Origin of the sequence: Brachybacterium phenoliresistens, assembly GCF_039530785.1 — a bacterium.
GTDB classification, from domain to species: domain Bacteria; phylum Actinomycetota; class Actinomycetes; order Actinomycetales; family Dermabacteraceae; genus Brachybacterium; species Brachybacterium phenoliresistens.
The window spans coordinates 402,849-421,718 of the sequence record NZ_BAAAOW010000003.1 but is presented as its reverse complement, the minus strand read 5'-3'; the positions used below and the strand labels follow the sequence as shown (position 1 = coordinate 421,718).

Below are 18,870 nucleotides of genomic sequence, written 5' to 3'. Positions count from 1 at the left end.
CGTAGGCCGACGGCCCGTCTCCCCGTCGGGGGAGCCGGGTCCGTGGGCCCGGAGGCTCCGGCCGATCAGCCGGCCGCGACGACGGGCCGGCCCTCGGAGGGCTGCACGACGACGAAGCCCGGGCCGTGGAAGCCGAGCTGGAAGGACTCGCCGGAGCCGCGGCCGATGAGGGAGCCCATCTTGAAGTCGTTCTTGATCTGCGGCTGCAGGTTCGCCGACCAGCACACCGCGGCCTGCGGGTCCACGAAGGTGGGCTGCTGGGAGCAGTCCAGCAGCATCGGCGGGCCGTCGGAGGTCACCGCGACCATGCCGTGGCCCTGCAGCAGCAGGTTGAACAGGCCGCCGGCCATGAACCCCGCCCCGCCCAGGGAGCGGATGTCCCACTGGATGGAGGAGTCGAAGGCCAGCATGTTCTTGGTGTTCAGGGTGATCGCGTCGCCCTCGAGCTGCAGCAGGAAGATCTCCTCGGCGGCGCGGGCGTAGAAGATCTCGCCGTGGCCGCGGGTGCGCATCAGGTTCCCGCCCTCGCCGGTGGCCATCTTCTTCAGCAGCTTCATGCCGCCGCCGGAGCCCTGGTACGAGAAGTCCATCTGCCCCTGGTAGGCGACCATGGCGCCCTGGGCGGAGATGATCTCGGGGGCGTCGGGCTGCAGCGCGCAGCGGAGCATCTTGGAGGACTGCAGGCTCCAGCGCTCGGCGGTCTGGCGCTCCTGGTTGCTGGCGTCGAACAGGTTGCTTCGCATCGGGGTTCCCCTCTCCGGGTCCGGAGGCGATCCCCGGCCCTGCGCCGGAATCATCCCACGCGGCTCCGCCGGAGGCCACGGGGAGAACTGCCCATCGGCCGAGGGTTCCCCGCCGGGCCCCGCGGCGGTTCTGCGCAGGGCTTGGGGAGGTCCCGCACAGGTGCGGCGCCGGAGCCCGGGGACGGCGCGGGGGTCGCTAGCATGGCGAGCATGTCCGACCCTGCCGAGCCCGCCTCCCGCGCCCCGCACCGCGATCCGCGGCTCGAGGTGCTCGCCGCCGAGTCCGGATACGTGATCCACGAGAGGATCGGCGCCGGGGGGATGGGCATCGTCTACCGCGGCGACGACGCCGACGGCGCCGCCGTCGCGATCAAGCTGCTGCGCCACGACATCTCCGACGATCCGCGGGCCCGGGAGCGGCTGGCCCGGGAGGTCGCCGCGCAGCGTCTGGTGCGCAGCGACGCCATCGTGAAGATCCTGGACGCGGAGCTCGACTCGCCCGACGCCTTCGTCGTCACCGAGTTCATCCCCGGGCCCACCCTCGAGGACGCGGTGGAGATCCACGGCGGCCTGCACCCCGAGGCGGTGCGGGAGATCGGGCTGGTGCTGGGGGAGACCCTGCAGCTGATCCACGCCGCCGGCGTGATCCACCGCGACCTCAAGCCCTCCAACGTGATGCTGCGCCGGGCGCTGCCGGAGGATCTCGTCTCCTACGACCCGGACGGCCCCGGGCTGGACCCGGTGATCATCGACTTCGGCATCGCCATGGCGGCCGAGGAGTCGCGCCTGACCTCCACGGGCCTGGTGATGGGCACCGCCTCCTATCTCGATCCGCAGGTGGTGCGCACGAACCATTCGGGCGAGGCGGGGGACTGGTGGGCGCTGGCCGCGCTGCTGGCCTTCGCCGCGACCGGTCGCCCGCCCTTCGGATCCGGCCGCGCCGAGCTCGTCTTCCTGCGCGCCGAGCGCGGCGAGGCGGATCTCGAGGGCGCGCCGACGCAGCTGGCGGCCTGGCTGCGCCGCGGCCTGCAGGCCGATCCTGCGCAGCGCCCGCAGCCCGATGCCTGGCTCGAGGAGCTCGACGAGCTGGACCTCACCCTCTACGACGACCCGGGGGACACCGAGGTCCTCGCCGCCGGCGGCACGGCGGCCCTCGCCGGCGGCGCGGCCGCCGCAGCCGGCAGCGCATCGGCCGCGCACGGCGCTCCCACCGGCGTCGCCCCCGCCGCCGCCGGCGCCGGAGCGACCGAGGTGCTCTCCGCCGGACAGGCAGGCACCCGCGCCCTGCCGGCCCAGGAGCACGACCCCTGGACCCGCGGGGGCGGCGGGCAGGAGCCGCCGGGCGATGCCCGGACCGAGGTCCTCTCCGCGATCCCCGCAGACTCCTCGGCCGATGATTCCCGGGTCGATGATCCCCGGGGCGACGCCCACCGGGGCGGCGATCCCTGGGCCGGGGCGCCGCGCCCCGCACCGTCCCGCGGCGCGGAGGCCCCCGGCGCGGAGGCCCGCACCCAGGCCCTGCCGGTCCAGGGCCTGGAACCGCGCACCGAGGTGATCCCGGTCCTCGCCGAGCCGCCCACCCAGGTGCTCCCGCCCATCCAGGACGCTCCGCGCACGGAGGTCATGCCGGTGGTGCGCGCCGCCCCGGGCGAGCAGGCCCCGCCCCTGGGGACCGGCCCCGTGCGCGCCGGCCAGGACCCCGCCCCGGCGCCCGCCCAGCACTATCCCGCCCAGCACTACCCCGGGCAGCAGCCGGTGCCCGGGCAGCAGGGCCAGGGCGGCTGGCCCGGGCATGCCGGCTCCCCGGCCCCCGCGCCCGGCCCGATGCCGGGGCAAGTGCCCGGACAGATGCCCGGACAGGCCGCCCTTCCGGCATGGATGGCGCCGCCGCCGCGGCGGCACCTGCTGGTGTGGACAGGCCATCTCATCCTCATCGGCCTCGCGGCCGTCTCCCCGTACCTGTCGCTGGCGCTGCTGATCCTGCTGGGCGCGCTCGCCCGCACCTGGGAGAGGTCGCATCGGGCGCTGACGCTGCGCCGCGCGCGCGGCGGATCGGCCCCGGCCAGCGGCATGGCCGTGGGATCGGCCAGCCCCTTCCGCTTCGTGGTCTCCGTCGTGGAGATCGTCCTGCAGGCGGTGCTCCCCCTGGGGGTCGGCCTGCTGATCGGCGTGGCCGTCGACGGCGCCGCCGCGCTGCAGGGCGCCACCCTGCCCGACGGGGTCGTGTTCGCCACGGCGATCGGCGTCACGCTGCTGCTGGTGTGGGTGGGCCTAGGCTCCCGGACCACCCGCAACGGGGCGCACCGGATGCTCGACGCCGCCGCCCCGGACCGGCTGTGGGGCGCCATCGTGATGGCGCTCCTGCTGCTGATCATCGCCGCCGTGGCGGCCACGATCGCGGTGCGCGGCGGCCAGGTGGACTACTTCCCGCTGGGGGAGTGGTGGCGCCTGGACGAGCTGCTGCCCTGGCGCCGCGGCTGACACGACGGGGCGCCGCGACCGGCGCGCCCAGGACCGAGGGAGGTGGCCCCGCTACACTCCCTGCGACCCCAGCATGTGCGAGACCGCTGCCGACAGGCGGCCAGGAGGATTCATGGCGACGTCCGGTTCGTCGAAGTCGGCGCAGGAGCGCCGCGAGGCCCAGCGGGAGGCGCTGCGCAAGCAGCGCCAGGCAGAGCTCAAGCGGCAGCGATCCCTGCGGACCGTCATCATCGCGATCGTCGTGGTCATCGCCCTGGTGCTCGCCGGCGGCATCGGCTACCTGATCTGGAGGAGCACGCGCCCGGCCGGGCCGGTGACCACGCCCACCGGCGTCGCGGCGGAGCAGCCGTACCTGCTGCTCGGGGCACCCGAGGATTCCGGGGCACCCGTGCTGGAGCTTCACATCGACTTCATGTGCCCGATCTGCGGGAACTTCGAAGAGATCAACGGTGCCGATGTCGCCGAGATGGTCGCGAACGACGAGATCACCCTCCATCTGGTGCCGCGCCGCATGCTGGACTCCTACTCGACCACGGGCGACTACTCGTCCCGAGCGGCGAACGCCCTCGCCTGCGTCTATGAGGAGAACACGGACAACGCCATCCCGTTCATGCAGCTGATGTTCGCGAACCAGCCCTCCGAGGGCTCGGCGGGTCTGGACAACGACCAGATCTTCGCCTACGCCCAGGAGGCCGGCGCCAGCGACGCGGTGCGCGGCTGCATGGACTCGCGCACCTACCAGCCGTGGGTCCGCCAGGTCGTGGACCCGTGGGCGGCCGAGAACGGCAACGGCACCCCCTACCTCGAGATCAACGGCGAGCAGTTCACCGGCTGGGACACCGCCGGCGCCCTGCGCGAGGCGCTGCTGGCGGCCTCGGCCTCCGATGCGGGCGGCGCCTCCGACGCCGGCCAGGGCTGAGAGGCTGCGGACCGACCGAGATCACGCACCGCGGATCGGCCCGCGCCCCGGGGCGCGGGCCGATCCGCGGTATCGTTCTCGGAGCCCTCGGCGGCACGCGATCACGCCGCCGGGGCCCGCTGGAGTGGCGCAACGGTAGCGCACCTGTCTTGTAAACAGGTGGTTGCGGGTTCGATTCCCGTCTCCAGCTCTCATGACCAGCTCGACGGCAGCGGCCGCCCGCGATCCCGCCACGCGGGCCGCACGGATCATCACCGAGGTGCTCACCCCGGTCGTGCCCGTGCTGCTGATCTGCGTGCTGTGCGGCGTCCACGGCGCTCCGCGCCCGTGGGCCGGACTGGGGTGGGGCCTGCTCGCCGGCGTGTTCTGCGCCGTCATCCCCTTCGCCGTCATCGAGGCGGGAGTGCGGCGTCGGGGCTTCAGCGACCGCCAGGTGTCCCGGCGCGAGGAGCGGCGCGGGGCCTATGCCATCGGGATCGGCTCGGTGCTCTGCGGCGCGGCGGCGCTGGTCCTGCTGGGCGCGCCGGCGCTGCTGACCTGGGCGCTGGCGACGATGGTGGTCGGGCTGCTGGTGTGCGCCGCGGTCACGGCGGCGGGGATCAAGGCCTCCCTGCACATGTTCTGCGCGACCGCGCTGGGGGTGTTCGCCGCGCTGCTGGTCTCGCCGTGGTGGCTGCTGATGCTGCCGGTGCTGCTGCCGGTGATCGCCTGGAGCCGGCTGCACCTGCGCCAGCACACGCGGGCCGAGGTCGTCCTCGGCGCCGTGCTGGGCGCGGCGGTGACCGTCCTGGGATGGCTGTTCGTCCCCGCCGGCGGGTGAGGCTCAGCGGCGGTGGACGAGCGCCGGCTGGTTCCCCTTGACGATCACGAACCAGGCCAGCGGCCCGAGCACGGGGAACGCGAAGCAGGCGATCACGAGCAGCAGCTTCATGCCGCCGCTGTAGGTCGAGCCGAGCACCGAGACGAGCGTCGCCAGCCACAGGACCAGGCACAGCACCGCGGCGAGCAGGAGCACGGCGCCGAGCCCGAGGCCGAGGATCTGCGGGGTGGTGTCGGGGGCGGCGAGGAGGAGCTCATGGATCATGCCCCGAGGCTACTCATCGGTAGCGGCGGGGGCATCGGCCGCGGGGCGGATCCTGCGGGCCCGGGCGTGCGACCGCGGGAGGAGGCCGGCGCCCTACGCTGTCCCGATGAGCTCGCTGCTGGACGCCGACCCGCTGCTCCTGCTGCGCACCGTGCTCGGCGTCGCCGTGATGGTGCTGGCGGTGATGGTGATCCTGCGCGCGGCGGGCGTCTCGCTGGGAGCGCAGCCCGTCCTCGCCATCGGCCGGGCGATCGGGCAGCTGGCGATCGCCTCCCTCGTGCTCAGCGGCGTCCTGAGCGTGCCCTGGACCGCGGTGCTGGTGCTGGTGCTGATGGTCTCCACCGCCTCGGCGACCTCGGGCGGGCGCCTGCGGCCGATGCCCGGTGGGCGCGCCGCCGCAGCGACCGGCATCCTGGTCGGCGGGGCGGCGGCGATCCTCGCCGTCTTCGCGCTGGGGCTGGTGGAGCTCAGCGCGCGCCATGCCATCGCGATCGGGGGGATCGTCATCGGCAACGCCATGACCGCCAGCACGCTGGCGGGCCGATCCTTCCGCAGCCAGGCGCAGCTCCGGGCGGGGGAGGTCGAGGCCTGGTGGGCGCTCGGGGCGACCTCGCCCGTCGCCTTCGCCGAGATGGCGCGCGCGGCCGTGCGCGATGCCATGGTGCCGAACATGGACCAGACCCGCTCGACCGGTGTGGTGACGCTGCCCGGCGCGTTCATCGGCGCTCTCTTCGGCGGGGCGAGTCCCCTGGAGGCGGCCCGGTTCCAGATCATCGTGCTGGCGGCGATCATGCTCGGCCAGGGTGTCGCGGCCGTCGTGGTGACCCGTCGCCTGTCCCGGATGCGGGTGCTGCCGGCCGAGCCGACGGGCTGAGGCCCTCGGGGCGGCGCGCGCGGCCGGTGCCGGAGGTCAGGCGGAGGGGTCGGGCAGGAGGCGATCGGCGAGCGAGCGGGCCGTGTCGGCGAGCGCAGCCGGGTCGATCCCCGTCCGGCTCATGAACACGATCCCCTGCTGCGCACCGAGGAGGGCGCGGGCGAGGGAGATCGGCTCCGTCTGCACCGGGAGGTCCCCGTCGTCCTGCGCCCGCGCGACGCACTCGGCGATCAGGGCCGTGGACGTCTCGTAGGTCTCGTGGGCGTGGGCGAGCACCTCCGGATCGGCGCCGCCGAGCTCGCAGGTGCTGTTGGCGAGCAGGCAGCCTCGGCGCACGTCGGGGGAGATCCCCTCGCCGAGCGGAGCCTCGAGCAGCAGGCGCAGCGCGTCGATCGCCCGGGGGGATCCGTCGAGCATGCGGCGCAGATGTCCCTGGCTGGTCGCCGTGTAGCTGCGCAGCGCCCGCAGGAAGAGCTCGCGCTTGTCGCCGAAGGCCGCGTACAGGCTCCCCTTGCCCAGTCCGCTGACCCGCATCAGGTCCTCGAGCGAGGTCGCGGCATAGCCGGCCGTCCAGAACTGGTCGCGGACGGCGTCGAGCACCTGCGCCTCGTCGAATGCTCGTGGTCGTGCCATGGGCTCATGATACGGGTTCTTGACCGTGCGGTCCAGTACTGCCTATGGTGGACCGCACGGTCAAGAACCCCCGAAAGGACATGAGGATGCCCACCCTGACTGACAAGATCGCCGTGGTCACCGGAGGAAGCTCCGGCATCGGCCTCGCCACCGCCCGTGCGCTCCGGGACGACGGCGCGCGCGTGTTCATCACCGGCCGTCGCAAGGAGCCGCTCGATGCCGCGGTCGCCGAGCTCGGCGCGGGCGTGACCGCAGCCGTCTGCGACGTCTCGAGCCCCTCGCAGCTCGAGGCTTTCTACCGGACCGTCCGCCAGCAGGCGGGACGGATCGATGTGCTGGTCGCCAACGCCGGCATCGGCATCGCGGCGCCGCTCGGCGAGGTGACGGAGGAGATGGTCGACGCGATCTTCTCGGTCAACGTCGCGGGGACGATCTTCACGGTGCAGCAGGCGCTGCCGCATCTGAACCCCGGCGCCTCGGTGATCCTCACGGGATCGACGGCCGGGACGCGGCCCGACCGCGGGCTCGAGGTCTATGGGGCCTCGAAGGCGGCGATCCGGAACCTGGCCCGCGGCTGGGCGCTGAGCGCGCACGAGCACGGATTCCGGGTCAACGTCGTCTCCCCGGGCAGCACGCGCACCCCCGGGCTGCTCGACCTGCTCCCGGGCGAGGTGCTCGACCAGGCCCAGGGGGTCATCCCCCTACGGCGCATGGCCGAGCCCGAGGAGATCGCCGCCGTGACGGCCTTCCTCGCCTCGGACGCCTCGAGCTATGTCAACGGGGCGGAGTTCTTCGCCGACGGCGGCTACGCCCAGGTGTGACCCCGGGCGGGCGTGCGGCCGGTGCCGGAGGCGCCGCGGGCGCTCAGAGCGTCTCGTACGAGTCGCGGCTGAGCACGAACCCCGTGCTCGTCTCCGTGTCCCAGCAGGTCAGGCCGTCGGACTCGCTCGTGCAGGCGACCGTGCCGGAGACGGCGCTGTGCCCGTACTCCAGCTCCGGCGGGTCCTCGCCGGTGAAGTCCTCGCCGCAGGCGGGCTGGACCTCGCCATCGGCCAGGCGCACCGAGAAGAGGTCCTCGGAGCAGTCCGTGTCCTCGGGGTAGTCGCGATCGCGCACGGAGCAGCCCACGGAGCCGTCCTCGAAGGTGCAGCCGATGTTCCCGCTGGGCGTCACGAAGGAGACCAGGCGCAGGGAGCCCTCCGGGGCGGGGGAGGGCGAGGCCTCCGCCTCGGAGGAGGGCTCGGCCTGCTGGGTCTGCGAGACGTCCGTGCTGCGCTGATAGGTGTCGTCCTCGGGGGCGAGCCAGATGCGCGCGACCACGCCGATCAGCACCAGCAGCAGGGCGAGGCCGAACAGGCACCCGGCGCAGGCCCACATGCGGCGGGCCCGGGTCTGGGGGTCGCCGCTGCGGGCGCGGGGCGAAGGCTGGCTCACGCTGATCTCCTCGGCATCGGGTCCGCCTGCGGCGCCGGACGGGCGCAGGCCGGGACACGAGGATGCCACACCCGCCGCAGGGCGCGGCTGGGAGGGGGCGGGCGATCAGCGCCAGTGCCAGGTCGAGATGACCTTCTCGCCCTCGGCGGTGCGCGCGGGGGACTTCCCCGTCTGGAACAGGACCAGGACCGTCGTCCCGTCGTGGCTGACGCAGTGGTACTCCGAGAGGTACATGGTCGTGCCGTCCTGGATCCGGGCGGTGAAGGACTGCGAGGTCTCGCCGTCGAATACTGCCGCCTCGGCGTCGCTGACCTGCGCACCCTCCGCGCTGAGGGACTCGGAGAACGAGTCGCACAGCACATCGGAGGGGACCGGTTCGGAGGTGCTGGCCACGAGGATCCGCGCGGCGGCCCCCGTCGGCTGCTGGCGGTCGTAGTGGAAGTCGTACAGCTCGTCGTCCTGCGAGCCGAGGTCGGTCCAGTTCCTCGGCGCCTCGAAGCTCGCGATGTCGGTCTCGATGACCTCCGTCGCCCTCGGGGAGATGGAGTCCCGCTTCACCACGAGGAACACGATCCCGGCGCCGGCGGCCAGGATGATCACGAGCACGGCGATGCCGACGCAGGCCACCAGCGCCCACAGACCCCCCGGAGGGCGGGGCCTGCCCGATGCCGCCGGGCCGCCGGATGGCGTCGGGCCGCCCGGTGCCGACGGGCCGGTGCCTGGGTATGCCGCGCTGCTCATCGCCGTCCTTCTTCCCCTGCGCGCCTGGACGGGGCCCACGCTACCGCGCCGGCCGCACGACCTCGCGGCTCTCCGTAGCATCCGCGCCGCCCCGACGGGAAGTGAGGTATGCCTTACTTCCGGGGTCCCGCAGCCCTAGACGGCCGCTGGCCTGCATCGGAGGATGGACGCGTCCGCACCGATGTCGGACCCCGCCGCCGCCGGAAGGACTCCCGTGCCCGCTCGAACCATCGCCTGCCTGGACGCCGAGGTGCTCCGCATCGAGGACCTCACGCCGAGCTTCCGCCGCGTCACCTTCGGGGGCGCGGGCCTGGACCGCTTCGGCATCGACGGGCCGCCGCGGGACCTGCGCATCAAGCTGCTGATCCCCGCGCACTCCCCGGAGCTGCTGCGCCGCGGAGAGGCCCGACGCTTCGACGTCCCCGCCTTCCTCGCGCAGCAGGAGGCCGCCGGCGTCTCCTGGTACCCGGCGTGGCTGCAGATCGATCCGGCCGAGCGCGGCTGGATGCGCACCTACACCGTCCGCGCCTGGCGCGAGGACGTGCGCGAGCTGGACGTCGACATCGTCCTGCACACCCCGGCCGATGCCGAACCCGCCGGCCCCGCCGAGCGCTGGGCGCGCGACGCCCGCGTCGGCGACCGCCTGCACCTGCTGGGCCCGGACCGCGAGGCCCCCGGGCCCACCGGCGGCATCGAGTTCCGCCCCGACGCCACCGGCGACCTGCTGCTGGTGGGCGACGAGACCGCGGTACCCGCGATCGCCTCGATCCTCGCCTCCCTGCCGCCCGAGGCCTGCGGCCGCGCCCTGCTCGAGGTCCCGCTCGCCGCCGATGCCGACGCCGAGGCGCTGACCCTCTCCGCCCCGGCCGGGGTGGAGGTCACCTGGCTGCCCCGCGAGGGCCGCGCCCAAGGGGCCCTGCTCGACGCCGCCGTGCGCGAGCTGCTGCGGCCGGGCGCCGGCGCCGCGGCCGATGCCCCGCTCGAGGAGGTCGACATCGACACCACCATCCTCTGGGAGACCGGCGCCCGGGAGGACGCCGCCTCGCAGACGGGCGACGCGGGGGCCGCCTCGCCGGAGTCCGGACCGGCCTCCGCCCCGGCAGGGCACGGACCGGAGTTCTCCGCCTGGATCGCGGGGGAGGCGGGGGCGGTGACGGGGATCCGCCGCTATCTCGTCCGCGAGGTCGGCGTGGACCGGCGCCGCGTCGCGTTCATGGGCTACTGGCGCATCGGCCGCGCGGAGAGCTGAGCTGCCGCGGGCCGCGGCTCAGGACGTCGCGGCCCCCGCAGGTCCGGCCCCGTCGGCTCCGGGCCGTCCGGGCCGCACCAGTCCGGTCTCGTAGGCCAGGACGACCAGGGCGGGACGGTCGCGGGCCCCGGTGCGCGCCAGCAGCCGGCTGACATAGGTGCGGGCCGTGGCCGGGCTCAGGTGCACGTGGGCGGCGATCTCGTCGTTGGTCAGGCCCCGGCCGATGAGCGCCAGGATCTCCCGCTCCCGCTCCCCGAGCCCCTCCAGCGCCGTGGGATCCGTGCCCTGCCCGCCGGCCTCCGCCGCCGCCCGCATGACGGTCTCCGTGACCGCGGGGGAGAGCAGCGCGCCGCCCGCGGCGACGGTCCGGATCGCCGCCCGCAGATCCGTCGGCGAGACGTCCTTGAGCAGGTAGCCCGACGCCCCGGCGCGCAGCGCCTCGTGGACGTGCTCGTCCTCGTCGAAGGTGGTGAGGATCAGCACCCGGCAGCCGCGCAGGAGTGGATCGGCGAGGATCTCCCGGGTCGCGGCCAGCCCGTCGAGCACCGGCATGCGCACGTCCATCAGCACGAGGTCGGGGCGCAGCGCGCGGACCTGCGCGATGCCGGTGCGGCCGTCCGCCGCCTCCCCGACGACGACCACGTCCCCGTCGTGCTCGGCGAGGGTGCGCAGCCCCGTCCGCACCAGGGCCTGGTCGTCGACGATCACCACGCGGATCGGATCGGTGCTCATGAGCTCTCCCGGGGCAGGGGGATCCGGGCGTGCACCGCGAAGCCGGAGCCCTCGGGGCCGGCATCCAGGGTGCCGCCGTGCAGGGCCGCCCGTTCGCGCATGCCGCGGATCCCGGCCCCGGCCGGCCACGGATCCCCGGGCGACGTCGGCGCCGACGTGGGTGCCGACGTCGGCAGATGCGTCCTGGCCGGTCCCGACGCGTCGGCCGGGCCCTCGTCCCGGATGCTCAGCGTCAGCCATCCGTCGCGGGCGGCGAGGTCGATGTCCGCGCGCCGCGCCCCGGAATGGCGCAGGACGTTGGTCAGCGACTCCTGGATGATCCGGCAGGCGGCGGCGTCGATCCCGCCGGGCAGGCGGTCGATCCCGCCCTCGGTGCGCACCGTGATCTCGAGGCCGGTGCCGCGGGCATCGGCCAGGAGGTCGTCCAGAGCAGCCAGCCCCACCGCCCCGCCGGCTGGACCTGCTCCTGCGACTGGACCCGCTCCCGCGGCCGGACCTGCTCCTGCGGCCGGACCTGCTCCCGAGGCTGGATCCGCCCCCGCAGTCGGATCGGCTCCCGCGGTCCTGCCGGTCTCCGCCTGGCCGCGCAGCAGCCGCACCGTGCCGCGCAGCTCGGCGAGGGCCTGCGTCGTGGAGGCGCGCACCTGCTCGAGCGCCTCCCGCGCCGGCGGGTCGGCGTCCCCGAGCGCATCGGTCGCGATCCCGGCGTGCAGGGACGCGACGGCGAGCGCATGGCCGATGCTGTCGTGGAGGTCGCGGGCGGTGCGCAGGCGCTCCTGCTGGAGGCGGTCGGCCGCGGCGCGGGCCTGCCGCTCCGCGGTGAGTTCCTCGATGCGCCGGGTGCGCTCGCGGGCCTGGCGGGTCAGGCGGATCGCGGCGCCGAGGGCGATCGCGGCGGCCGCCAGCGCCAGCTCGGTGACGTAGCCGTAGCCGGAGACCGCATCGGCCGGGTCCGGGACGGCCAGGCGGAAGTAGGAGGCGACGGCCAGCAGCACCGCCGCGGCGCCGACCGCCCAGCGGGTGCGGCCCTGCTCGGCCGCGGACAGCAGCGCACCGGCGGCCGGCAGCACCATGCCCAGCGGCGGGAGGTCCGCGATGTAGTAGGCGAAGATCGCCGCGACGGTCGCGACGAGCACGAGGACGGGGGCCCGCCGGCGCAGGAGGAGCAGCGCGCCGATGCCGGCGCAGCAGGCCAGGGCCGCCCCGGTCGTGCCCTCCCGGGGCCCGGCCGCGACGACGGCGGCGAGCACGAGGGCCGTCGCGAGCGCGAGGCCGGCATCGGCCAGGCGCGCATCGGGGCGGGCGTCGTCCATGGTCCCAGCGTAGGCGGGGGCCCGCCGCTGCGGCATCGCCGGCAGGCGACCTCCCCTGTCGCCCCGGGGCGATCGCGCGGTCGATGCCGGACGCCCGAGCCGACGCCTGCGGGCCGATGCCCGCGGACGGCGGCGCCGGAAGGCTGATGCCATGGCTGAGAACACCACTCCCTCCCGTCCGCATCGCTCCGACCCCGCCGGGCCCGCCGCCGGCTCGGCCCCCGTCTCCGGGCCCGCAGCCGGTCCCGCTCCCGTCTCCGGGGCCGACCCGGCCCCGGCCCCGCCCCTGCCGTGGCTGCTCATCGGCGGGCTGGCCTCCCTCGTCCTGCTGTGGCCGATCACCGCGCTGCTGGGCCTGGGCTCGGGGGCGCCCCGCGCCCTGATCCTCGTCGCCCTGATCGGGGCGACCTGGATCGGCGTCGTCGGCCTGGGCCGCGTGCCCCGGCCGGTCCTCGTGCTGGCCCTGACGGGCCTGGCCGGCGGGGTGATCACACTGGTCCTGGCCGCCGTGCTCGGCGGATCCGGCCGGCCGTGGTGGACCCACCTCGTCGCCCTGGGCATGGACGCCCTGTGGGGGGCGATCGCCGGTCTGCTCGCCCTGGCGGTGCAGCAGCTGCGCGGCGGGGCGCGCCGATGACCGGCCCCGCCGCCCGGCCGCGGAACATGCCCGCCGCGTGGCCGCCCCGCCCGTCCCCGGTCCTCTCCTCCCCGGCCCTCTCGTCCCCGACCCTCCCCGTCCCGGACCTCCCGTTCCCGCGCCGCACGCTGCTGCGCCGGGCCCTGCTCGGCGGCGCGGTGCTCGCGGCGGCGCCCGCCCTGGCCGGCTGCGGGGGCCTGGCGGGAACCCTCTCGACCAGCGGCATCCGCGCCGTGGAGTTCGACCAGCCGCTCGCGATCCCGCCGCTGGCCGAGTCCGAGGCCTCGGGCGGGGTGCGGCGCTTCCACCTCACCGCGCAGGAGGGCAGCATCTCCTGGCCCGGCATGCCCGAGCCCACCCCGACCTGGGGCCTGAACGGCCCCTTCCTCGGACCCACGCTGCGCGCCCGCCGCGGCGAGAACGTCGAGGTCACCGTCCGCAACGCGCTGCCGGAGACGACCAGCATGCACTGGCACGGCATGCACCTTCCGGCCGCCATGGACGGCGGGCCGCACCAGAGCATCGAGCCCGGCGGGACCTGGCGCCCGAGCTGGGAGATCGACCAGCCCGCGGCGACGCTCTGGTACCACCCGCACCCCCACGGGGCGACCGAGCGTCACGTCTACCAGGGGCTCGCCGGGCTGTTCCTGATCGACGACGAGCGCAGCGACTCCGTCCGGCTGCCCCGCGAGTACGGGGTGGACGACATCCCCCTGATCATCCAGGACCGCCGGGTCGACGAGGAGGGACGCCTCGTCCTGGAGGACTCGGGCCGCGAGCCGGGGATGCTGGGGGACACGATCATGGTCAACGGGACCATCGGCCCCGTCCTGGAGGTCGCGGCGCAGAGGCTGCGGCTGCGCCTGCTGAACGGCTCGACCGCCCGCACCTACGCGCTCGCGCTCGCCGACGAGCGGCCGATGACGATGGTCGCCAGCGACGGCGGCCTGCTGGACGCCCCGGTGGAGCTGAGCCGCCTGCGGCTGGCCCCGGGGGAGCGGGCCGAGGTCGTCGTCGCCCTCACCCCGGGGGAGACGGTGCGCCTGCGCAGCCTGCCGGTGGACCTCGGGGCGATCGCCGTGCCGGCGCTCACGGGGGCGGACGACGAGTTCGACGTCCTCGAGCTGCGGGCCGCCGCGTCCCTCGCCCCCGCGCCGGAGCCCTCCTGGGGGAAGGACCCGCAGCCTGCGCCGCTGCGGGCGCAGGACGCCGTGCGGACCCGGACCTTCGCGCTGCAGGGCCGCACCATCAACGGCGCGCGCATGGACATGCGCCGCATCGACGAGGTGGTCCACGTCGGCACCGTCGAGATCTGGGAGGTGACGAACACCGAATCGGTGCCGCACAGCTTCCACGTGCATGACGTGCAGTTCCGGATCCTCGACATCGACGACCAGGCGCCGCCGGACCATCTGGCCGGACCTCAGGACACCGTCTATCTCGAGCCGCGCCGCCGCTACCGCCTCGTCCTGCGCTTCGACCGGTACGCGGACCCCGCCATGCCGTACATGTACCACTGCCACATGCTCCTGCACGAGGACGGCGGCATGATGGGCCAGTTCGTGGTCATCGAACCCGGCACCGAGGACCAGGTCGCCGCCCCGGGGACCGGGGGCGCCGGCCACGCCGGGCATGCGGCGGACGGCGGGCACGCGCCGGATGCCGGCCACGCGCCGGATGCCGGCCACGCGCCGGACGGCGGGCACGCCGGGCACTGACCACGGCCGGGATCGGGCGCGGGGGATCGGCCCGCGGGACGCGCCTCCGGGAGGCCGGCCCCCGGGGGATCAGCGCGGTGCGGCCGACGCCCCGCCCGCCGCGGTCTCCTCGCGCACCACGCGCCAGTCCACGGGGCCGGCGCCCTGGGCCGCCAGCAGCTCGTTGACCCGGGAGAAGGGGCGCGAGCCGAAGAACCCGCGCGAGGCCGACAGCGGGCTCGGGTGCGGGCTCGCCACGTAGGGCACCTCCCCCAGCAGGGGGATCAGGGACTGCGCGTCGCGGCCCCACAGGATCGCCACCAGCGGGCCGCCGCGGGCGACGAGGGAGCGGATCGCGAGCTCGGTGACCTGCTCCCAACCGCGCCGCCGATGGGAGCCGGGGGTGCCGGGCCGCACCGTGAGCACCCGGTTCAGCAGCAGCACGCCCTGGTCCTGCCAGGCGGAGAGGTCCCCGTGCGGGGCGGGCGCGATGCCGAGGTCCGCCTCCAGCTCCGCGTAGATGTTCGTGAGGCTGCGCGGCAGCGGGCGCACGTGCTCCTCGACCGCGAACGACAGGCCGATCGGATGCCCGGGCGTGGGGTACGGGTCCTGGCCCACGACGAGCACGCGCACCTCGGACATCGGCCGGGTGAAGGCGCGCAGCACGTGCCGGCCCGCCGGCAGGTACCCGGCGCCGGACTCGGCCTCCTCCCGCAGGAAGTCCCCGATCCCGTGGATCCGGGCCTCCTCGGGGGCGAGGGCCTCGGCCCAGTCGGCGGCGATGATCTGCGTCAGCGGGGTCGGCATGGCACAAGTCTCGCACCCGGCCGCGCGCGATGCGGCGTGCCTCCGCGGCCGCGCAGCGGCATCGGCCTAGCCTGGATCCATGCGTCCCCGATCCGCCGCCGATGCCTCCGCGAACCCCGCGGAGCCGCCCTCGCACGCGCCGGCCGGGGACGAGGGCACGCAGGCCCCCGACGCATCGGGCCTCAGCGACCGCGACCGGCGCATCCTCGCCCTCGAATCGCGCACCTTCCGCTTCGTCGGCGCGAAGGAGCGGCGCATCCGCGAGGAGCTGGGCATGACCCCCACCGCCTACTTCGTGCGCCTGAACACCCTCCTGGACGAGCCGGCCGCGCTGCGGGAGGCCCCCGCACTGGTGCATCGGCTGCGCGGCCTGCGCACCAGCGGCGACGAGCACCGTCCCGGCCCGGCGCACGCCGCCTGAACCCTGCCCGCCCCCCGAATGGGCGGCCGCGCGGCGTGATCCCCCGCGCTCCCGGGGCGTGTGCTCACCGCCGCAGCGCCCCGCAGCAGGTTTAATGGGGCCGTGGCTGATTCCGAGTACCCGTACCCGCCCGACGAGTTCGACCGGGAGGCGGCGACGGCGTCCCTCCACGGGGCGCACCGTGCCGAGCACCCCTTCTGGCGCCAGAACCTCGTCTACCTGATCATCATCGCCGCAGCGTTCGTCCTGCTGCTGGTGCTGCTGTTCGCGATCGGCGGGATGGGGCGCAACACGCCCGAGGAGCGGGCCGAGGCCCCCACCTCGGCCGCGGAGCAGACCGAGCAGACCTCCGCCGAGGGCGGCGAGGAGACGACCGCCGAGGAGACCCCCGTCCCCGAGCCGGACCGCACCACCCCCGTGATGGTCGTCAACGCCGGCGGCATCAACGGACTGGCCGGCGCCTGGCAGGACACGCTCGAATCCGCCGGCTGGACCCGCGTGGACGTCTCCACCGCCGACAACCTCCAGGAGGAGCCCGTCGTGTTCTACCGCGACGAGGCCGATGCCGACACGGCGCAGGCGCTCGCCGCCGAGGTCGGCGCCGGCGAGGCGCGCCAGAGCGACGAGTACGACGCCACCATCACCTTCATCGCCGTGAAGGAGCCCGGCGCCGACCAGGACCAGGGCGGCGACGGCGAGGGGCAGGGCGAGGGCGAGTGACGCCCGGGCGGGCCCCGTCGGGCCCGCCCCTCCTTTCGGAGCGAACTCATCGGCCCAGGGGTTAGCACTCACAGCCTCCGAGTGCTTATGATGATCTGGCACTCGTCGGCGTCGAGTGACAGCTCTGTCCTCGCCGCCGTGCGGTGCCTGATCGGGGGACGGCTGCGCCGCCCTGCCGACCAGGAACATTCCGGCTCCGTGAGGGGTCCGTCCCGGCGTGACGTGAACGCCTGGGCGGTCCTCGTCCGTCGCGGGCACAGGGCTGGGTGGACACCACAGACACGGGAGAGATTCCACAATGGCCAAGCTCATCGCTTATGACGAGGAGGCCCGTCGCGGCCTCGAGCGCGGTATGAACCAGCTCGCCGACGCCGTCCGGGTCACCCTCGGCCCCAAGGGGCGCAACGTCGTCCTCGAGAAGTCCTGGGGCGCCCCCACGATCACCAACGACGGCGTGTCCATCGCCAAGGAGATCGAGCTCGACGACCCGTACGAGAAGATCGGTGCGGAGCTCGTCAAGGAGGTCGCCAAGAAGACCGACGACATCGCGGGCGACGGCACCACCACCGCCACCGTCCTCGCCCAGGCCCTGGTCAAGGAGGGCCTGCGCAACGTCGCCGCCGGCGCCAACCCGATCGCGCTCAAGCGCGGCATCGACAAGGCCGTGGCCGCGGTCTCCGAGACCCTGCTCAAGCAGGCCAAGGAGATCGAGACCAAGGAGCAGATCGCGAACACCGCCGCCATCTCCGCGGCCGACCCGGCGATCGGCGAGCTCATCGCCGAGGCGCTCGACAAGGTCGGCAAGGAGGGCGTGATCACGGTCGAGGAGTCCAACACCATGGGCCTCGAGCTGGAGCTCACCGAGGGCATGCGGTTCGACAAGGGCTTCACCTCGCCGTACTTCGTGACCGACGCGGAGCGTCAGGAGGCGGTCCTCGAGGATCCGTACATCCTGCTCATGAACTCCAAGGTCTCCAACGTCAAGGACCTGCTGCCGCTGCTGGAGAAGGTCATCCAGGCCGGCAAGCCCCTGGCGATCATCGCCGAGGACGTCGAGGGCGAGGCCCTCGCGGTCCTGGTCGTCAACAAGCTCAAGGGCTCCTTCAAGTCCGTGGCCGTCAAGGCCCCCGGCTTCGGCGACCGCCGCAAGGCGATGCTGGAGGACATGGCCATCCTCACCGGCGGCCAGGTCATCTCCGAGGAGGTCGGCCTCAAGCTGGAGACCGCCGGTCTCGAGCTGCTGGGCCAGGCCCGCAAGGTCGTCGTCACCAAGGACGAGACCACCATCGTCGAGGGCTCCGGCGACGCCGACCGCATCGCCGGCCGCGTGAAGCAGATCCGTGCGGAGATCGAGAACTCCGACTCGGACTACGACCGCGAGAAGCTCCAGGAGCGCCTGGCGAAGCTGGCCGGCGGCGTGGCCGTCATCAAGGCCGGCGCCGCGACCGAGGTCGAGCTCAAGGAGCGCAAGCACCGCATCGAGGACGCCGTGCGCAACGCCAAGGCGGCCGTCGAGGAGGGCATCGTCGCCGGTGGCGGCGTGGCTCTGCTCCAGGCCGGCAAGGACACCTTCGCCACCCTGCAGCTCGAGGGCGACGAGTCCACCGGTGCGAACATCGTCAAGGTCGCCATCGAGGCCCCGCTCAAGCAGATCGCGGTCAACGCCGGTCTCGAGGGCGGCGTCGTCGCGGAGAAGGTCAAGTCCCTGCCCGTCGGCGAGGGCCTGAACGCCGCGACCGGCGAGTACCAGGACCTCCTGGCCGCCGGCATCATCGACCCGGTCAAGGTCACCCGCTCCGCGCTGCAGAACGCGGCGTCCATCGCGGGCCTGTTCCTGACCACCGAGGCCGTCGTGGCCGACAAGCCGGAGCCCAAGGCCCCGGCCGGCGGCGGCGACGACATGGGCGGCATGGGCGGAATGGGCGGCATGATGTGATCCAGCCTCACGGCTGATCGCGGCGCCCGCCGCTGGTCGAAGGCCCCGATCCTCTCCGGAGGGTCGGGGCCTTCGCCGTCTGCGGGGGCGTGGAACTCTCGGGCCCGGGGCTTCGCCGTGGCGGGGTCGCGGACCCTTCAGGGCGGGGGCTTCGCCGTAGCGGGGGCGTGGACCCTTCGGGGTGGGGGCTTCGCCGTTGCGGGGGCGTGGACCCTCGAGTCGGGGCGTACGACCTCCGTGGTGACGGTTCCGGGGCGCGCGTCATCATCGATCGGAGTAAATCCGTCGCATCGCGAACGATCGGAGTGATCCCGTCGCTTCCCGCGCAGGAAGCGACGGGTTCACTCCGATCGTTGGAGGGGCAGCCTCGTCCGTGGGGCGTGGGGCGTGGGGCGTGGGGCGTGGGGCGTGGGGCGTGGGGCGTGGGGCGTGGGGCGTGGGGCGTGGGG

19 protein-coding genes and 1 tRNA gene are annotated in these 18,870 nt (G+C 74.5%); 12 read left to right on the top strand and 8 right to left on the bottom strand.

Annotated features, from left to right (window positions below; all coding sequences use genetic code 11):
* Positions 1-65: 65 nt before the first annotated feature.
* Complete coding sequence (locus tag ABD234_RS09545; RefSeq protein ID WP_038372043.1) at positions 66-743, bottom strand: AIM24 family protein; 678 nt, start codon at positions 741-743, stop codon at positions 66-68.
* 210 nt (positions 744-953) lie between these two features.
* On the opposite strand from ABD234_RS09545, the gene ABD234_RS09540 reads away from it, so the two are divergent.
* From ABD234_RS09540 to ABD234_RS09525, 4 genes are all read left to right on the top strand, one after another.
* Positions 954-3,224 carry a serine/threonine-protein kinase gene (locus ABD234_RS09540; RefSeq protein ID WP_344355545.1) on the top strand — a complete coding sequence of 757 codons (2,271 nt, stop codon included), beginning with the start codon at positions 954-956 and terminating at the stop codon, positions 3,222-3,224.
* A 112-nt stretch (positions 3,225-3,336) separates the two neighbouring features.
* On the top strand, positions 3,337-4,143 hold the full coding sequence (locus tag ABD234_RS09535; RefSeq protein ID WP_344355542.1) for a DsbA family protein: 807 nt from the start codon (positions 3,337-3,339) through the stop codon (positions 4,141-4,143).
* Between the two features lie 118 nt (positions 4,144-4,261).
* Positions 4,262-4,333 (top strand) — tRNA-Thr (locus ABD234_RS09530).
* Between the two features lie 3 nt (positions 4,334-4,336).
* Positions 4,337-4,963, top strand: coding sequence for a hypothetical protein (locus ABD234_RS09525; protein ID WP_344355540.1), 627 nt, complete (start codon positions 4,337-4,339; stop codon positions 4,961-4,963).
* Positions 4,964-4,966: 3 nt separating this feature from the next.
* On the opposite strand, the gene ABD234_RS09520 is transcribed toward ABD234_RS09525, so the two are convergent.
* Positions 4,967-5,227, bottom strand: coding sequence for a PLDc N-terminal domain-containing protein (locus tag ABD234_RS09520; protein WP_038372047.1), 261 nt, complete (start codon positions 5,225-5,227; stop codon positions 4,967-4,969).
* Positions 5,228-5,333: 106 nt separating this feature from the next.
* On the opposite strand from ABD234_RS09520, the gene ABD234_RS09515 reads away from it, so the two are divergent.
* On the top strand, positions 5,334-6,101 hold the full coding sequence (locus ABD234_RS09515; RefSeq protein WP_344355535.1) for an ABC transporter permease: 768 nt from the start codon (positions 5,334-5,336) through the stop codon (positions 6,099-6,101).
* Between the two features lie 36 nt (positions 6,102-6,137).
* Here ABD234_RS09515 and ABD234_RS09510 read toward each other — a convergent pair whose 3' ends face one another.
* A complete protein-coding gene (locus ABD234_RS09510; RefSeq protein ID WP_038372050.1) occupies positions 6,138-6,734 on the bottom strand; it encodes a TetR/AcrR family transcriptional regulator in 597 nt (198 codons plus the stop codon).
* An 86-nt stretch (positions 6,735-6,820) separates the two neighbouring features.
* Between ABD234_RS09510 and ABD234_RS09505 the strand changes: the two genes are divergently transcribed.
* The gene (locus ABD234_RS09505) at positions 6,821-7,555 is read left to right on the top strand and encodes an SDR family NAD(P)-dependent oxidoreductase (RefSeq protein ID WP_344355531.1); all 735 of its coding nucleotides are present in this window, start codon (positions 6,821-6,823) and stop codon (positions 7,553-7,555) included.
* Positions 7,556-7,598: 43 nt separating this feature from the next.
* On the opposite strand, the gene ABD234_RS09500 is transcribed toward ABD234_RS09505, so the two are convergent.
* Both ABD234_RS09500 and ABD234_RS09495 read right to left on the bottom strand, forming a co-directional pair.
* Entirely contained in the window at positions 7,599-8,168 is a 570-nt protein-coding gene (locus ABD234_RS09500) for a hypothetical protein (RefSeq protein ID WP_051486733.1), read from the bottom strand.
* A gap of 105 nt (positions 8,169-8,273) precedes the next feature.
* Complete coding sequence (locus tag ABD234_RS09495; RefSeq protein WP_156954101.1) at positions 8,274-8,909, bottom strand: hypothetical protein; 636 nt, start codon at positions 8,907-8,909, stop codon at positions 8,274-8,276.
* Between the two features lie 214 nt (positions 8,910-9,123).
* Between ABD234_RS09495 and ABD234_RS09490 the strand changes: the two genes are divergently transcribed.
* Positions 9,124-10,158, top strand: coding sequence for a siderophore-interacting protein (locus ABD234_RS09490; RefSeq protein WP_344355527.1), 1,035 nt, complete (start codon positions 9,124-9,126; stop codon positions 10,156-10,158).
* 18 nt (positions 10,159-10,176) lie between these two features.
* Here ABD234_RS09490 and ABD234_RS09485 read toward each other — a convergent pair whose 3' ends face one another.
* Both ABD234_RS09485 and ABD234_RS09480 read right to left on the bottom strand, forming a co-directional pair.
* Positions 10,177-10,890: a response regulator gene (locus ABD234_RS09485; RefSeq protein ID WP_344355525.1), complete on the bottom strand. Its 714-nt coding sequence runs from the start codon at positions 10,888-10,890 to the stop codon at positions 10,177-10,179.
* Positions 10,887-12,203: a sensor histidine kinase gene (locus ABD234_RS09480; protein ID WP_344355522.1), complete on the bottom strand. Its 1,317-nt coding sequence runs from the start codon at positions 12,201-12,203 to the stop codon at positions 10,887-10,889. The genes ABD234_RS09485 and ABD234_RS09480 overlap by 4 nt, the downstream gene beginning before the upstream one ends.
* A gap of 151 nt (positions 12,204-12,354) precedes the next feature.
* On the opposite strand from ABD234_RS09480, the gene ABD234_RS09475 reads away from it, so the two are divergent.
* Both ABD234_RS09475 and ABD234_RS09470 read left to right on the top strand, forming a co-directional pair.
* Positions 12,355-12,840 (top strand): hypothetical protein, encoded by a 486-nt coding sequence (locus tag ABD234_RS09475; RefSeq protein WP_344355519.1) that lies wholly within the window; start codon positions 12,355-12,357, stop codon positions 12,838-12,840.
* Positions 12,837-14,558: a multicopper oxidase family protein gene (locus ABD234_RS09470; protein WP_344355516.1), complete on the top strand. Its 1,722-nt coding sequence runs from the start codon at positions 12,837-12,839 to the stop codon at positions 14,556-14,558. Before ABD234_RS09475 ends, ABD234_RS09470 begins: the two co-directional genes overlap by 4 nt.
* 69 nt (positions 14,559-14,627) lie before the next feature.
* On the opposite strand, the gene ABD234_RS09465 is transcribed toward ABD234_RS09470, so the two are convergent.
* Positions 14,628-15,344 carry a uracil-DNA glycosylase gene (locus ABD234_RS09465; protein WP_051486737.1) on the bottom strand — a complete coding sequence of 239 codons (717 nt, stop codon included), beginning with the start codon at positions 15,342-15,344 and terminating at the stop codon, positions 14,628-14,630.
* 79 nt (positions 15,345-15,423) lie between these two features.
* Here ABD234_RS09465 and ABD234_RS09460 point away from each other — a divergent pair, with 79 nt between their 5' ends.
* The 3 genes from ABD234_RS09460 to groL all read left to right on the top strand — a co-directional run bounded on the left by ABD234_RS09460 (position 15,424) and on the right by groL (position 18,421).
* Positions 15,424-15,765, top strand: coding sequence for a DUF3263 domain-containing protein (locus tag ABD234_RS09460; protein ID WP_344355512.1), 342 nt, complete (start codon positions 15,424-15,426; stop codon positions 15,763-15,765).
* Between the two features lie 102 nt (positions 15,766-15,867).
* On the top strand, positions 15,868-16,485 hold the full coding sequence (locus ABD234_RS09455; protein ID WP_038372055.1) for a LytR C-terminal domain-containing protein: 618 nt from the start codon (positions 15,868-15,870) through the stop codon (positions 16,483-16,485).
* A 298-nt stretch (positions 16,486-16,783) separates the two neighbouring features.
* On the top strand, positions 16,784-18,421 hold the full coding sequence (gene groL / locus ABD234_RS09450; RefSeq protein ID WP_038372056.1) for a chaperonin GroEL: 1,638 nt from the start codon (positions 16,784-16,786) through the stop codon (positions 18,419-18,421).
* Positions 18,422-18,870 lie beyond the last annotated feature (449 nt).